Annotated in this window: 12 protein-coding genes and 2 tRNA genes; 7 read left to right on the forward strand and 7 right to left on the reverse strand. The window is 57.8% G+C overall.

The features are described 5' to 3' along the window. Positions 1–14 precede the first annotated feature (14 nt). A tRNA-Leu gene (locus tag ACN0SC_RS13425) sits at positions 15–101 on the forward strand. A 240-nt stretch (positions 102–341) separates the two neighbouring features. Here ACN0SC_RS13425 and ilvD read toward each other — a convergent pair. Both ilvD and ACN0SC_RS13435 read right to left on the reverse strand, forming a co-directional pair. Further along, positions 342–2,186: a dihydroxy-acid dehydratase gene (gene ilvD, locus ACN0SC_RS13430; protein ID WP_417250189.1), complete on the reverse strand. Its 1,845-nt coding sequence runs from the start codon at positions 2,184–2,186 to the stop codon at positions 342–344. A 157-nt stretch (positions 2,187–2,343) separates the two neighbouring features. After that, entirely contained in the window at positions 2,344–3,402 is a 1,059-nt protein-coding gene (locus ACN0SC_RS13435) for a LacI family DNA-binding transcriptional regulator (RefSeq protein WP_417250190.1), read from the reverse strand. Between the two features lie 294 nt (positions 3,403–3,696). On the opposite strand from ACN0SC_RS13435, the gene ACN0SC_RS13440 reads away from it, so the two are divergent. Next, positions 3,697–3,773, forward strand: a tRNA-Arg gene (locus tag ACN0SC_RS13440). Positions 3,774–3,814: 41 nt separating this feature from the next. On the opposite strand, the gene wecB is transcribed toward ACN0SC_RS13440, so the two are convergent. From wecB to ACN0SC_RS13455, 3 genes are read right to left on the reverse strand one after another with little or no spacing between them, the layout of a single operon-like run. Next, on the reverse strand, positions 3,815–4,975 hold the full coding sequence (wecB, locus tag ACN0SC_RS13445; protein ID WP_417250191.1) for a non-hydrolyzing UDP-N-acetylglucosamine 2-epimerase: 1,161 nt from the start codon (positions 4,973–4,975) through the stop codon (positions 3,815–3,817). After that, on the reverse strand, positions 4,972–6,096 hold the full coding sequence (locus ACN0SC_RS13450) for an NAD-dependent epimerase/dehydratase family protein (protein WP_417250192.1): 1,125 nt from the start codon (positions 6,094–6,096) through the stop codon (positions 4,972–4,974). Before ACN0SC_RS13450 ends, wecB begins: the two co-directional genes overlap by 4 nt. Next, positions 6,093–7,139 (reverse strand): polysaccharide biosynthesis protein, encoded by a 1,047-nt coding sequence (locus ACN0SC_RS13455; protein ID WP_417250193.1) that lies wholly within the window; start codon positions 7,137–7,139, stop codon positions 6,093–6,095. Before ACN0SC_RS13455 ends, ACN0SC_RS13450 begins: the two co-directional genes overlap by 4 nt. Before the next feature lie 266 nt (positions 7,140–7,405). Here ACN0SC_RS13455 and nusG point away from each other — a divergent pair, with 266 nt between their 5' ends. Beyond that, entirely contained in the window at positions 7,406–7,924 is a 519-nt protein-coding gene (gene nusG, locus ACN0SC_RS13460) for a transcription termination/antitermination protein NusG (RefSeq protein ID WP_417250194.1), read from the forward strand. A 40-nt stretch (positions 7,925–7,964) separates the two neighbouring features. Here nusG and ACN0SC_RS13465 read toward each other — a convergent pair whose 3' ends face one another. Then, entirely contained in the window at positions 7,965–8,393 is a 429-nt protein-coding gene (locus tag ACN0SC_RS13465) for an Rrf2 family transcriptional regulator (protein ID WP_417250195.1), read from the reverse strand. 105 nt (positions 8,394–8,498) lie between these two features. On the opposite strand from ACN0SC_RS13465, the gene ACN0SC_RS13470 reads away from it, so the two are divergent. From ACN0SC_RS13470 to ACN0SC_RS13485, 4 genes are all read left to right on the forward strand, one after another. Further along, entirely contained in the window at positions 8,499–9,713 is a 1,215-nt protein-coding gene (locus ACN0SC_RS13470) for a GTP-binding protein (RefSeq protein ID WP_417250196.1), read from the forward strand. 15 nt (positions 9,714–9,728) lie between these two features. Then, complete coding sequence (locus tag ACN0SC_RS13475; RefSeq protein WP_417250197.1) at positions 9,729–9,995, forward strand: DUF6525 family protein; 267 nt, start codon at positions 9,729–9,731, stop codon at positions 9,993–9,995. 195 nt (positions 9,996–10,190) lie between these two features. Next, the gene (locus tag ACN0SC_RS13480) at positions 10,191–11,546 is read left to right on the forward strand and encodes a polysaccharide biosynthesis/export family protein (RefSeq protein WP_417250198.1); all 1,356 of its coding nucleotides are present in this window, start codon (positions 10,191–10,193) and stop codon (positions 11,544–11,546) included. Between the two features lie 173 nt (positions 11,547–11,719). After that, positions 11,720–13,540: a polysaccharide biosynthesis protein gene (locus ACN0SC_RS13485; RefSeq protein WP_417250199.1), complete on the forward strand. Its 1,821-nt coding sequence runs from the start codon at positions 11,720–11,722 to the stop codon at positions 13,538–13,540. A gap of 92 nt (positions 13,541–13,632) precedes the next feature. Here ACN0SC_RS13485 and ACN0SC_RS13490 read toward each other — a convergent pair whose 3' ends face one another. Next, a complete protein-coding gene (locus ACN0SC_RS13490; RefSeq protein ID WP_417250200.1) occupies positions 13,633–15,732 on the reverse strand; it encodes a GumC family protein in 2,100 nt (699 codons plus the stop codon). Positions 15,733–15,762 lie beyond the last annotated feature (30 nt).

A 15,762-nucleotide genomic window follows, 5' to 3' on the forward strand; every position in this document is an offset into this window, starting at 1 on the left:
TCTCACGACATCTTGCCCAGATGGCGGAATTGGTAGACGCGCCAGCTTCAGGTGCTGGTGTCCGTATGGACGTGGAGGTTCGAGTCCTCTTCTGGGCACCACTACCCACCGTAAGGTGTTGGTAACATTGTCGTCTCTTACGGATTTAGCGCCTACTTTTCATCACTTTTAATGGGGAGGTTGGTCGTGTTCCCAGAGAAAATCTCGGCGCTTCCTGCCTCAACGTTTGCAACTGTTCTGACCATACGCTTTTCGTAACGGGCGGGTTCATAGAGCAAGGTGTGAGCAAAGAAAAACGCCGCCCCAAGGGAGCGGCGTTTCTGCAACGTGTGCCGTGTGTCTTACTGATGGTCGTCGGGCAGGATGCGCACGCCACCCTTATCCGCAGCAGACGCCAGAAGCGCGTAGGCTTTCAGCGCAGTGGACACCGCGCGCGGACGAGCCTCGGCGGGCTTCCACGGCAGCGGGCCTTTCGCTTCACGACGCGCAGCCAGTTCGGCATCGTCCACCTTGAGGCTGATGGTGCGGTTTGGAATGTCGATCTCGATTAGGTCACCTGTCTCGACCAGCCCGATCAGCCCGCCTTCCGCCGCTTCGGGGGAGACGTGGCCGATGGACAGACCCGAGGTGCCGCCCGAGAAACGCCCGTCGGTCAGGAGCGCACACTTCTTACCCAGCCCTTTGGACTTGAGGTAAGAGGTCGGGTAGAGCATTTCCTGCATCCCTGGACCACCTTGCGGACCCTCGTAGCGGATCACGACGACCTCACCTGGCTCGACCTTGCGGTTGAGAATTGCATTCACGGTCTCGTCCTGACTTTCGAACACACGCGCTTTGCCCGTGAAGGTCAGAATGCTCTCATCCACGCCCGCGGTTTTCACGATACAGCCACGCTCGGCAATGTTCCCGAGGAGGACTGCAAGGCCGCCATCTTTCGAGAAGGCATGTTCGACGGAGCGGATCACGCCGTTTTCACGGTCGGTATCAAGCTCTTTGTAGCGGTTTTCGGTCGAAAACGCCTGAGTCGTGCGGACACCACCTGGTGCGGCTTTGAAGAGGCTTTCGGCGTCAGGGTTGTTGGCAACCTTGATATCCCACTTGGCGATCGCCGCGGCCATAGTCTCGGTGTGGACCGTTCGCGTGTCACCGTGGAGCAAACCGCCTCGATACATTTCGCCAAGGATGCCGAAGATCCCCCCCGCACGGTGTACATCTTCCATATGAACATTGGGGATGTTCGGCGCCACTTTACACAGGCAGGGCACTTTGCGGCTCAGACGATCAATGTCGCGCATGGTGAAATCCACCTTGCCTTCATGCGCAATTGCCAGAAGGTGCAGCACGGTATTGGTGGACCCGCCCATTGCGATGTCAAGCGACATGGCGTTCTCGAATGCTTCGAAAGTCGCGATCTCGCGCGGCAGAAGACCTTCTTCCTCGCCTTCGTAGTGACGCTTGGTGATCTCTACAATCTTGCGGCCCGCCTCAAGGAAGAGGTGTTTGCGATCTGCGTGGGTGGCCAGTGTCGACCCGTTACCCGGGAGGGCGAGGCCAAGCGCTTCGGCCAGACAGTTCATCGAGTTCGCGGTGAACATGCCCGAACAGGAGCCGCACGTCGGGCATGCGGCCTTCTCAATCGCATCAACCTGCTCGTCGGTGTATTTGTCATCTGCCGCCGATACCATTGCGTCCACGAGGTCGAGCTTCTGCACGATGTCACCATCCTGCACCTTGCCAGCTTCCATCGGGCCACCAGAGACGAAAATCACAGGAATGTTCAGGCGCATCGCGGCCATCATCATGCCGGGTGTGATCTTGTCGCAGTTGGAGATGCAGACCATAGCATCCGCGCAGTGGGCGTTGACCATGTATTCCACGGAATCCGCAATGATCTCGCGCGAGGGCAGGGAGTAGAGCATCCCGTCGTGGCCCATGGCGATCCCGTCATCTACCGCGATGGTGTTAAACTCTTTCGCAACACCGCCCGCATTCTCGATCTCGCGCGCAACCATTTGACCGAGGTCTTTGAGGTGAACGTGACCTGGAACAAACTGGGTGAACGAGTTGACGACGGCGATAATCGGCTTGCCGAAGTCACCATCGGTCATCCCCGTGGCGCGCCAGAGGCCACGGGCACCAGCCATGTTGCGTCCATGCGTGGAACGGCGGGATTTGTAATGGGGCATGTTAATATCCGTCTGTGTCAGTCAGGGTATGCGGGACGTGTCCTCGCGCGGCGTAGGCGCGTCAGGTGCAAGCCACCAGACGCGGTTCCCGTCCGTTTACGCGGATTCCGCGTCCGTTTCCAGTCACAGCACGTTTGCGCAGGGCAGTAGTGGAAGCCTAAAGAGGTTTTTTGGATTTGCGCAGGGTCTCACCGATGGCGAGTTGCGGCTCCAGAACCACCTCTTCTCCAGGTGGAACGGTCTCGTCGGCGACACGTTTCGCGATGATCTTTGCGGCGGTGCGTCCGATCTCGGCGCGACAGGCGTCCATGGTCGCAAGGCGCTTCGGCAGCCCGTCGATGAACTCGATCCCATTGAACCCCGCCAGACCAATGTCGCCAGGTACGTCGATACCATTGTCGAGGCAGTAGAGCAGGCCGCCCGACGCGATCATGTCGTTGGAGTAATAGAGGAAGTCGAGCGGATTCTTGGCGTTGCGCTCCAAAATGGTCTGCGTCATCTCGCGACCCTTCACCAGAGCCGAACCACCCGAGTAGAATTCCTGATCGGCGATCTCGAGGCCAGACTTTGCGAGGGTCTCCGTGAAGCCCTCGAACCGTTTGCGGGCGCGGTGATCAAGCGGCATTTTCGTGCCGAGGAACCCGATCCGTCGATAGCCAGCCTCAATGATTGCCTGCGCCATCTTGCGACCAGCGCGGCGGTGGGAGATGCCGACGTTGGCATCAATCGCATCGCCATCGGTATCCATGATCTCGACCACGGGAATGCCCGCAGCGGCAAGCATCGCCTTGGCCGCCTCGGTGTGCTCGAGACCCGCGATAATCACCCCTGAAGGACGCCAGCTCAACATCTGGTAGAGGACTGTTTCTTCGCGTTCGGGCTTGTAATGGGTCACGCCCACCACAGGCTGAAGTTCCGTGTCATCAAGAATCTCGGAGATGCCGGTCATAACTTCGGGGAAAACCATGTTTGACAGCGAAGGGATGATGACTGCGACGAGGTTGACGCGGCTCGACGCCAGGGCGCCCGCGATCTTGTTCGGCACGTATCCCAACTCCCGCGCCGCTTCGAGCACCTTGGTGCGCGTGGCCTCGGAAACATCCCCACGGTTGCGCAACACGCGGCTTACCGTCATTTCCGACACACCCGAAGCCTCGGAAACGTCTCGCAAAGTTAAGGGACGCTTCGGTGGCGTGCGTTCAGGAGCCTGTGACATGCCGGTAACCTCTCAAGTCATGTGCGTTTACAATACAAATTAAATCGTCCTTGTCCACGCTGCACAACGCGTGTATGTTATCGCTAACGGACTTTGTGAGCCTACAGTTCACGCACAGCTAATCCGGATCGTCCTGCAAGCTCTCTACTCTCAGTGCGGTTTCGGATTTTAAAGGGGGAGTGGTGGGCCAATTTCGCTCCCCCTTTTCATCCCCCGATTTCCCTGACCGAGACAGACGACACCAAGGCTTTCCCCTTGCCCCTCATCGCGCTCTGTAGTTACAAAACGCCAAGCGGTCCCGTGGCTCAACTGGATAGAGCAGCCCCCTCCTAAGGGGCAGGTTGCAGGTTCGAACCCTGCCGGGATCGCCATTCATGCCGCGCTGATATAAACGGCCTCTCCTGGCATCGAACTATCGTGATGCGCGGTCGCCTACCCTTATCCCATCCCACGCGTTCGATAGTCGCGCTGTTCCGAGGATCAGATTTACAACCCGCTCGGAAGTGTTGGTGATGCAGTAGTCGGCGGGCACGGGGTGGGATTGGCTGGCCGCCTGACGATCCGCGAAGCCGCGTGTTATGGCTGCAATTCCATCAAGGATCGTATTGGAGTTCAGCCCCGTCATGATCAGGCAACCGACATCCAGCCCTTCGGGGCGTTCGATTGCGTCGCGCGGGGTGATGGCGGGGAAGCCCAGTATGGAGCTCTCTTCCGCGATTGTGCCGCTGTCGGAAATCGCGCAGAAGGTCCGCATTTGCAGCTTGTTATAGTCATGAAAACCAAAGGGCTTCATCCATTGTACGCGCCTGTCCAGCGTCAGCCCCCCCAGAGCGTCGAGCCGCTTGCGGGTGCGTGGATGGGTCGAGACGATGATCGGCATGTCGTACTGGTCTGCAATGCGGTTGAGCGCATCGACCAGAGATGAGAGGCGGGCGGCGCTGTCGACATTTTCTTCGCGGTGTAACGACACGATGAAATAGCCGCGGTCCTTGAGACCGAGACGCGTCAGGACATCGGAGGCTTCGATCTTAGGGCGGTAGTGTTCAAGCACCTCTCGCATTGGCGATCCCGTCAGGTAGATGCGACGGTGATGGCAGCCTTCCGACAACAGATGGCGGCGCGCGTGTTCGGTGTAGACCAGATTGAAATCCGAGATGTGGTCCACCAGCTTGCGGTTGGTCTCTTCCGGCACGTTGCGGTCGAACGACCTGTTGCCTGCCTCCATGTGGTAGACGGGGATCTTCATCCGCCGCGCCATGATTGCGGAAATCGCCGAATTGGTGTCGCCGAGAACCAAAACCGCGTCGGGGCGTTCCTGTGCGAGTACCTTCTCGCTCTCCGACAGAATTTTTCCCAGCGTCTCGCCGAGGGTGCCGCCTCCCGTGCCGAGAAAATGATCGGGTTTGCGCACGTCGAGATCCTCGAAGAAAACCTCGTTCAAATCGTAGTCCCAATTCTGCCCCGTATGCACCATGACATGATCAGTGAAGTCGTCGAGCCGCGCCATGACACGCGACAGGCGGATGATCTCAGGACGGGTGCCGAGGATGGTCATAACTTTGAGACGTTTCATTTTAGCACCTTATCGGCAAACGTATCGGGGTTGATGGGATCGAACAAATCATGGGTCCAGAACAAAGTCAGCAGATCTGTGTCGCCTGTGTTCTCAATCGAGTGGGTGTGTAGGGTTGGCATGTCCACTGGCGCGGGTGTGTCGCCCGTGACCCTGTATTCCCAGACTTCGTCGCCCAGCACCTTACGAATGCGGATCGTCGCCTTACCTTGCACAACGAGGAACCGTTCGACCTTGTGGAGATGGAAGTGGTCGCCGCGGGTCACGCCTGGCTTCGTGGTGGACAGGAAGGTCTGACCTCCGCCACCACCTTTGACCGCCTCGAAAAGCGTTCCGCGCGTGTCGGTGTTCAGCTTTAGCGGGCGCGGGAAGCCGTTTGGATACAGCGCCGCGCGATAGCTGTTGAAGAGGGCAACGGTGAACAGGTCTGCCAGGTCGGGAAAGATGTTGGCTTGGTAGTTGGCGTGAAAACGTTGAAGGGTCTCGAAGAGTTCGAGGACCGCAACGTCACGCGCTTTGGGGCGCAGGGTGCCGGTGGTGCCCGTTGTCACCGCCTCTATCGCCGCGGCCACCGCATCGCCCGCGTGTAGGAGCGACACCCGCCCGTTGGGGTTGATGTCAGGCTCCTCGCCTTTGATGACGGCGTCGATGAAGGTCGCCGTGACGTTGTTGTAATTCGGGCGGGCGCATTCTCCGAAAATATGAGGCAGGATCATGTCGGTGTATTTGCCACCTACTTGCGACAGAACCTCGCCCGCGATCCTTTTCGAGCGTCCGTAGGGTGTGTCGCTGGCCGCATGTGTCGAGTTGGCGTAGACGATGTGGGGCGTGACGGTCGCCGCCTTACATGCCTTCGCCAGACGGGAAGCGATGGCGGGGTTTGCGGCTTCGACTTCGGCATCTGGCGCACGGTTGACGCCCGCGAAGTGCAGCACGGCCTGCGCGCCCGACAGCGCATTGTGCAAGGTTGTGTCGTCATCGAAAGCGGCGTGATCGAGGACGACGATGTCGAAGGGGCGTTCCTCGCCTTTGAAATCCGCCGCGCAATTGGCCGCGTGCAGGCGCGCATGTGCGTGCCAGCCGATCAGGCCGGCCGCTCCAGTGACTACGATCCGCTTCATTGCGCGCTGTTCCAGTTCTCCAGTTCCGCTCTGAATTCTGGGAGAGTGAGCAAGAGCTCCTTCACACCCGCTACATCCAGCCGTTCGGTGTTGTGCGAGTGGTAGTCCTCTTGCCGCTTCTGTTCGGTGTCGCCTTCCGAGAAGTAGGGTTTGTAGTTGAGGTCGCGCATGTCGAGCATGATGCGGTAATAGTCGCCCATGTCCTCCGAGCTTCCGAGTTCCTGCGCGCTGGCCAGCGTCTCGTAGAGTTTCTCGGCGTGGCGCCAACCGATCACCTCAACGGGATGGTCGGGGACGTTAAAGAGTTCCTTGAGCGCCGTGACTAGGTCCGCAATGGTGGACGCAGGCGCTTTCTTGATGAACAGGTCTCCCTGATTGGCATTCTGGAAAGCGTGGTGAACCAGCGCCACGCTGTGACGGAGCGGCATCAGGAAGCGTGTCATTGTCGGCTCGGTGACGGTAATCGGGTTGCCCGACTTTATCTGGCGCACGAAAAGCGGAATGGCTGACCCGCGGGAATACATGACGTTGCCGTAGCGCACCGCCGAAATGATCGTGTCTCCATCAGGGCCCAAGGTCCGTGCGGCGGCCTGCGCGGATTTCTCCATCAGCGCCTTGGTCATGCCCATGGCGTTAACCGGATGCACAGCCTTGTCCGTGGAAAGGCAAACGAGACTTTGCACCTTGGCCGCAATCGCCGAGCGAATGACGTTCTCCGATCCGATAACGTTGGTGAGAACCGCTTCATGCGGGAAGAATTCGCAACTCGGAACCTGCTTCAGCGCGGCCGCGTGAAAAATCGCGTCAACACCCTGCACAGCCCGATCAACCGCCCCCCGATCCCGCACATCGCCGATATAATAGCGCACCCGATCATCGCGCAGATCGTTGCGAAGCGCGTCCTGCTTCTCTTCGTCGCGACTGAAAATGCGGACCTCTTCAATCCCGTCCTCCAGAAGATCGCGCAGCATCGTTTTGGCGAAAGACCCCGTTCCCCCAGTGATTAATACACGATTAGGCTTTTGTCGTTTCGGGGTGTTCATAGGCAGTAACTTTCAATGAGATCTGACGGTCCCCGCGTCAAAGTGGGAACAAATCTCAAGCTACTGAAAAATGGTTTTCCGTTTCTTAATGCTCGACAGCTTACTCGGTCGCCTTGGCCCTCGGTTTACGCCAAGACCCGCCTCGAAACTGCGAAAATTTCTAAAAGAAGTCGTTGAATGCCAATGCAAATTTTTCGGGTGGCATTAGCATTGAAATCGTTCGGAATTGAACGATATATTCGGCGGTGTTTAGTAAGGGGTATGAAATGGCGGACAACGAGTTTAATTCGCAAACGGGTTGGTATCTGGCTCAATTGAAGCCGAATAGCGCCCAGATTGCAAAACGCAATCTTGAGCGGCAGGGATTCGAGACCTTTCTCCCTCTCGAAGAGGTTACGAAACCGCGTGGAAGCAGGTTTGTGACCTCGCGCCGCCCTCTCTTTCCAGGCTATATTTTTGTCGCGTTCAACGCGGTTCAGGGGTGTTGGCGGGCCATCAATTCGACGCAGGGTATTACTCGGCTGGTCAGTTTTGGCCGTGCCCCCGCGTCTGTTCCGTCCGGTCTGGTGGATGGGCTGAAAACGCGGTGCGATCAGGCAGGCAAGCTGGTGGCGGCTCCCTCGCTGTCGCGCGGTGATTCCGTGGCGTTCATCAAGGGGCCGTTTTCCGACTACGTAGGGCAGATCGAGAAGATCGACGCCCGTCAGCGTGTCTGGGTCTTGCTGGACCTCATGGGCGGTCAAACGCGGGTGAAGACGCACGAGGCACAGCTACGGGCGGTGTAGTGCACCTATTCTCCGTCCCGCATCGCAAGGAACTGTCGGCTCACGTCTTGCAATAGCTGCACGAGCAGGGTTGGACATCGCTAATCGTTGTCTCGCGCAGCCGTTGCACCAGGCTCTCTTCAATTTCCTCAAGCACCTCGGTCACACGTTGCTGTAGGCCCGCTTCGACGCTGCACTGCGCGTGCGCGGCGTCTGAGGGGCCGCTCGATACGAGGCGTTCGTCGAGTGCAATGTAAACATCGGCAAGCGTGATCTTGTTCGCAGGCTTAGCTAGACGCCAGCCGCCCGCGTGTCCCTTCTCGGACACCAACAGTCCCGCTTCGCGAAGTTTTCCGAGTACACGACGCACCACCACCGGATTTGTTCCAGCATGCTCGGCGATGTCTGCGGAGGTGCGCATAGAGTGCGGATCGCCCGCCATATGGCCGAGCGTGTGCAGGGCGAGAGATAGGCGACTGTTCCGCTTCATGTGCAACGTTCCTCCAAATCGGCAGTAAATGTAACAATAGTAGTTGCATTAGTCTAGTAACTGCGTAAGTTACGTGATCGTTATCACGCAGGTTGGAGAGAATACATGGCAGATTCACGGCTTCCCGTCACCGTCTTGTCCGGATTTTTGGGCGCAGGCAAAACCACATTGCTGAACCGTGTTCTCAACAACCGCGAAGGGCGGCGGGTGGCGGTTATCGTCAACGATATGTCCGAGGTAAATATCGACGCGGATCTTGTTCGGGCGGATACAGAGCTAAGCCGCACCGATGAAACGCTGGTCGAAATGTCTAATGGATGCATCTGCTGCACGCTGCGCGATGATCTTCTGCTGGAAGTGCGTCGTTTGGCATCGGAAGGCCGGTTTGACTATCTGCTGATTGAAAGCACGGGAATTTCCGAACCTTTGCCCGTCGCGGCTACATTTGAATTCCGTGACGAGTTTGGCGAGAGTCTCGCTGATGTTGCGCGGCTCGACACGATGGTTACGGTCGTGGATGCCGTGAACCTTCTCAAGGACTTCTCCAGTCATGACTTCCTGAGTGATCGTGGCGAGGTCATGGGCGAGGCGGATGAGCGAACTCTGGTGCATCTGCTCACTGACCAGATGGAATTTGCGGATGTCGTGATTCTCAACAAGGTTTCCGATGCGACGGAGGCGCAGGTCGACGCGGCCCGAAAGATCATCCGTAGCCTCAACGCCGATGCCGAGATCATCGAGGCCGATCATTCGGATGTTCCCGCTGAGAAGATCCTGAATACGGGCCTGTTCGACTTCGACAAGGCGCATGAACATCCGATGTGGGCGAAAGAACTTTACGGCTTTGCCGACCACGTTCCAGAGACCGAGGAATATGGCGTCGCGTCCTATGTCTATCGCGCGCGCCAGCCCTTTTTTCCCGAGAAGATTCTGGCGGTCCTCAATGGCGACATGCCTGGGGTGATCCGCGCCAAAGGGCATTTCTGGATCGCCACAAGGCCCGAATGGGTCACTGAGTTTTCGCTCGCGGGCGCCCTGTCCAGCGTAAAGCCGATTGGCACATGGTGGGCGTCGGTCCCGGAAGAGCGCTGGCCCGATCACGCTGGTGCGCGTCAATACATGGAACAACATTGGGTGGAGCCTTGGGGTGACCGTCGACAAGAACTGGTGTTCATCGGCTCCGACATTGACTGGGCTTCGTTGAAAGCCAAACTCGACGCCTGCCTTGTTCCGACTGTGATGGCGGACGGGCCTGACGCCTTGCCGCTCGATATGCCTGATCCATTTCCCGCTTGGGAGCGTGGCGGGCCTGATCTCTGAGCAGGATGGGATGACATGAATCGCAATCTCGGACAAAGCGGTCTGCGGCGCAAAAGGCGGTCGGGCAATCCGATGGAGGCCTATGACAGCCTGCCCGCACCTGTGCGGCACTGGGTCGCGCAGGCAGCCTTGCCATGGTCGCCCACGTCGGTTCGTCGCATTTGGAAGAAGTCGCGCGCAAAAGGGCTGTCGGCAGAAGAAGCGCTTCAATCTCTTGCCCATGCCGAAGTCCGCACACTTGCGCGAGATCGGCACTCCATGGAAACTAGGCTCGACTCCTGACCGTGACACTCGTCGGGTCCAACGGTTCGTTTGAAAATGGCAGCCAAAGGTATGCCTTTTCTGGGCGGCGGTGTGCCGTGTCTTTGGGACAACAGGGCGCAGACTGTGAAATGCGCGAGTAGAAAATGAGGATGGAGATCGCGCGCTTTCCCGAATAGGTTGCACAAAAAACGTGTTAACCATGTGGATAGTTTGATGCAGTCACCCCGCCTAGTCTTCGCATTTGTTGCGCTTCTTGCGTTGAACGCCTGTGGCGTGACGTTTTCCGCGCAAACCGTGGCAGAGAATGACACTCCGCTTGATGTCTCTGTTGTGGAAATGACGCCGACCGTTGTCGCGCAGGCAAACAAGAGTTCCTATACACCGCTTAACCTGCCTGCCGCTTTCGGTGCGACTGCTGGCGCCGGTGGTAGCCCGCGTGGCTTGGGCGCCTTGCCGACTGCCCCTGAATTTCCCAACCTGACACCGCCCGGTGATATGCCCCTCCGCGTCCCGCCCGAGGTTTCGAATGGTCCGTATCAGATCGGAATCGGCGATGTGATCGTTTTGGCAACCCGCTCAACAGAAAGCGCGGCGGCGGAGCAGGTCGTCGGCCTGGGCGCGGCCCAAAGCCAGCGGCAGGCATATACTGTGCGTGATGACGGAGCGATTGCTGTGCCCGAAGTGGGTGCCGTCACACTCGCAGGGCTGACCATCGAAGAGGCCGAGGACCGTGTGTTTCAGCGCTTGGTCCAGAATCAGATCGATCCCGAATTCAGCCTTGAGATTGCGGAGTTCAACTCCAAGAGCGTAAGCGTCGGCGGTTCGGTTGCGAATGCCGTCAACCTGCCGATTTCCGCCAGCCCGCTTCGCCTCAACGCGGCGATCACTGCAGCGGGCGGATTCACCGTTGGCGATCGCGAATATGCGTCGATCCATATCTACCGCGATGGCAAACTCTACCAAATCCCGCTCAAGCAGTATTTTGCCAATCAGAGCCTTCAGCAAATTGTTCTGACCGACGGCGATAGCATCTTTGTTGATGATGCCTATGACCTCAGCCGTGCGCAGGCCTACTACGAGCGGGAAATCAACACGCTCGATCTGCGCAGGCAGGCACGTTTGTCGGCGCTTCAGGAGTTGAGGGCCGAAATCGACATGCGCCGCTCCGAGTTGAGCGAACGCCGCGAGGTGTTCCAGAATCAGTTGGACCTCAACGCCATCGAACGTCATAACGTTTTCCTCATCGGTGAAGTGAGTAAGCAAGCGCTGGTTCCCTTGCCGTTCGGGCACACGAGCTCACTTGCAGAAGTCCTGTTCGAAAATGGCGGGCTTTCCATGACGACTGGGAACCCCGCACATATCTACGTGTTGCGCGCTCAAGATGACGGTTCTGTTACCGCCTATCACCTTGACGCGAAGAACGTGGTCAATCTGACAATTGCGTCGCGGTTCGAAATGCGTCCTGACGATTTTGTCTTTGTAAAAGCCCAACCCATCACAACCTGGGGTAGAGCGCTCCAGCAAGCCATGGGTACAGTCGTTCAGGCAGGTGTCGAAGCTCTGCAGTGATTGTAATGATTTAATCGACAGTTTGATTCGCGTAAAAATTGTGTGTAGCCTGAGGGTCGCGTGCAATGTCCGACTTGCGCTTGAGGTAGTAAAAAGTGAGATCACTAGTGCTTGTTGATAGCCTGTTGGGATTATCCCGACAAACCAAACGCCTTGTCCTTTTTTATGTCGACATGACATTACTCGTTATGAGCCTGTCAGCGGCGTACGCGCTCCGCTACGGGATGTTCAATCCTATGGCTTTGGTGCGTGACAACTGGGCGCTCTTCGGCTGCGCCATCGTTTCCGGCGCGGTGATCTTCAATGCCCTGCGCCTCCCGCGGATCAAGCTTCACGCGATGGACAGCAGCGCTGTGTTGCGACTCGGATCGGCGGCGGTGCTTTTGTCGCTGGTCACGATGTCGGCCAGCTTCATCCTCGGTATTTCGGCGCCCCGATCCGTCCCTTTGATCTTTGGCGCGCTCTTCTTTCTGACTTCGGTCATGGTGCGCGTTGGTGCCCTTCATATGTTGACGACGATGGCCAGAACGGCCTCGTCGCGCGTTCCTGTCGCGATCTATGGGGCGGGTGCGGCAGGTATCCAGCTTGCTTCCGCGCTGAGCCAATCGCGCGAGGTGCGCCCGGCCTTCTTCGTTGACGACAACCCCAATCTCAGCGGGCTTCTGGTCAACGGGCTGCATGTCTACACACCGGACTGTCTTGAGAAACGGATTGCACGGCACGGGATCGAGCGTGTGTTGGTGGCCATACCGTCCATCCGTGCAGTCGAACGTGCGAAAATCATGAAGCGACTCGCGAAGCTCTCGGTCGAAGTGATGCTCCTGCCATCCTATGTCGACATCATGGAGACGGGTGGATTGGAACGCTCCCTGCGTCCAGTCACCCCAGACGAGGTTTTGGGCCGCGATAAAGTCGCATTGGATATTCCCGAGGTGTCGAAAGCCTACGCGGGACGTACGGTTCTTGTTACAGGCGCGGGTGGCTCGATCGGTTCGGAATTGTGTCGGCAGCTTCTCAACTGTATGCCGAAGAAGGTGGTGCTCTTTGAGCAGAGCGAGTTTGCGCTCTATACCATCGACCGTGAAATGCGCGCACTCACCGCAAAGATGGACAATCCCGTATCTATTGTCACTCGTTTGGGCTCCGTGACCGACCGCAAACGGGTGCAATCCTTGGTCCGCGAGGAGGGTGTCGAGATCATTCTCCATGCCGCGGCTTACAAGCATGTGCCGTTGGTGGAAGAGAACGAACTCGAGGGCGCGCACAACAACGTCATCGGGACTCATGTCGTCGCGGATGTCGCCTTTGAAGAGAGCGTCGAGAGGTTCATTCTTGTGTCGACCGACAAAGCCGTGCGCCCGACGAATATCATGGGCGCGACCAAGCGCATGGCCGAGCTGGTTGTGCAGGATTTCCAGACACGCAGCACTCAGACGAAATATGCCATGGTGCGCTTTGGCAATGTGTTGGGGTCATCGGGATCGGTCCTGCCCCTGTTTGAAAGCCAGATTCGCGCGGGCGGCCCCGTTACAGTGACGCATGAGGATGTGACGCGATTCTTTATGACTATTCCCGAGGCGAGCCGCCTTGTGCTTCTCGCAGGCGCCTATGCCGAGGGCGGGGATCTGTTCGTTCTGGATATGGGGAAGCCGCAAAAGATCATCGATATCGCGCGGCGCATGATCCAGTTGTCGGGGCGCACGGTCCGCGATCCCAAAACGGGAGAGGGCGATATCGAGATCAAGGTTGTCGGGTTGCGCCCTGGCGAGAAACTCTACGAGGAACTGCTGATCGACGACGACAGCCTTGTGGCGACACCGCATCCGAAGATCATGCGCGCCGAAGAGATGAAACTCTCCCAGATCGAAGTCGCGGCCATGTTGCGCGAAATCGACGCCGCGGTAGAGACCTCGGATCACAAGAAACTGCGAGCCCTGATTGAAGCCCGTGTTGATGGCTACCACAAGCCGACATTGAAAAAGCTTCGAGCCTGATCCACTTCGACTTCTGCAAGTTGAAACAAGAAAAGCGCCCGCAGCAATAGGCTTGCGGGCGCTTTTGTTTTTGGGCTGTGAGGCGGGCGCGCTTAGGCGTCGTAGTACCCGCTACCGTAACTCGAATAGGCGCCATAGGATTCACCGTAGCCATATTTTTTGATCCCCTTGGGGTCAATTTGCGACAATACGAGGCCTGTAGGTTCAAGGTTGACTGCGGCCAACTCGCGCAGTGCGGCAAGAACTTGCGGCTTGGTGGTGCTGTCCCACTTCACGGTATACATGATCGCGTCGCAATGCTGGCCAATAACACGCGCATCGGGAACGACCAGAACAGGGGGCGTGTCGATGATGATGTAGTCGTAAATCTCGCGCACGCGTTTCAGGAAGGCGATGAACTTCTCGGACGAGAATACATCGGCGGCGTTGATGTGGGTTTGCTGTCCCATCAGAACATCCGCACCAATACGATCGCTCTTTACGACCGCGTCTTCGAGGTCGGCGTCACCCGAAATCACCGACAAAAGGCCGTGCTCCGGTGCATCTGCCTTGAAATATTCGTCGAGCGTGCGACGTCGGATATCGCCCTCAATGAGGAGCACCTTTTTGCCCATTCCCGAAAGGTTTTGAACCAAGGAGATGGCCTGCGTAGTTTTCCCTTCTCCCGGAATCGTAGACGTGGACATGATGACCTGCGGCGGGTTGTCGACATTCGACAACAAAATGGATGTGCGCAGATTTCGCACGGCTTCGACGGCGGGGGAGGTCGGCTTTTCCTTGATATACTGGATCAGGTCGCCGCGTTTGCCGAGGGGGAAAAGCGGGATCTGGCCGATGACCTGAAGGCCCGTGCTTTCCTGCAATTCTTCCGCGTTGCGGAACCCGTTCGCGCGCATTTCGCGGATCAGCACAAGCGCCGCGCCGATCAGAAAGCCGAGCACCAGAGACAAAGCCGCGATCATGGCGACTCGTGGAGAGACCTGCTTGCCGTCGATGGCGGGCGAGAGAACGCGCGCATCGGCTTGCTGGATACCTTGCTGAATGGTGGTTTCCTTAAGGCGGGTCAGGAAAGTGTCGTAAAGCACCGAAGTCGTGTCGATCTCACGTTGGAGTTGTTGGAGCGTTGCCAGTTCCGTGGCCTGCTCGTCGACGCGTATTTCCATCGAGGCGATGGCCTCTTCCAGTGCCGCCACCTGCGTGCGCGCGCGTTCTGCTTCTTTCTGCTGACGCTCAAGCAGAACCGAAAGCCGCGCGGAGAACGCACTGTCGTCGGCAAGCATCGCTGCATCAGGCGCGGACTGCGCCAGACGGTTCAGTGTCGGATCCTGCGTAAGCTCCAGAATAGAGGTGACGTCGCCCGACTCAGCGACGGCTTTCAAAGTGGAATATTGCGATGCGGCACGATCTGCATCCAGCCGCTCGCCAATCAGCCGCTCACGCATCTCACGCACCTGTTGGTTCAGCGCGAAAAGACCCTCGGCGTTTACGTAATCGGCCTCTGACGTGCGGGCCTTGAGCGCCTCGTTGCGCTCTTCCAACTCGGCTTCCAATTCCACAACGCGTGTGGAAAGCCAAGTGACTGCATCATCAAGGGTTTCGAACTTAACCTCAATCTGGCCTTCCAGATAAAGCTTGGCCAGCGTGTTTACGATCTCCCGCGATTTCACGGGGTCTTCTGTCGTCACCGAAATGGCAATGACAAAGGTGTTGCGCCGCACTGTCGCTGAAATCTTGCGTTGGAGGTTCTCAACGACGCGGTTCATCACCTCTTGTTCGGAGGGCTGCCTGTCTTCGCGTCCCGTGACAAGCTTAACGAGTTTGCCCACCGAAATCAGTGGCTCGGGACGCAGCGCGGGGTTGAATTCGGGGTCAGACGTCAGATCGAGTTGCGTGGCAAGGCGTTCAAGCAATGTGCGCGATTTGAGGACTTCGACCTCGGTGTTCAGGCTCTCGCTTTCGGACGATACGCCCGACACAACGGACTCAATATCAACGACTGGCCCACCTTTGTCTTGAATGGCCAGCGTGGTTGACGAGGTGTAGGTCGGTGTCGCAACAAAAAGCGAATATGCGATGCCGAGGATCGTGGCGGCGACGGTCAAGGACAGGATCAGGAATTTGCCGCGCCACAGCGTCCCAAGGAGTGCCAACAGATCAATTTCGTCGTCGAATTCTTTTGCCTGTTCAGCCACTTGATAAATCCTCTTGTTACGCAAAACGAG

Source organism: Celeribacter sp., assembly GCF_048261515.1.
Taxonomy (GTDB): Bacteria; Pseudomonadota; Alphaproteobacteria; order Rhodobacterales; family Rhodobacteraceae; genus Celeribacter.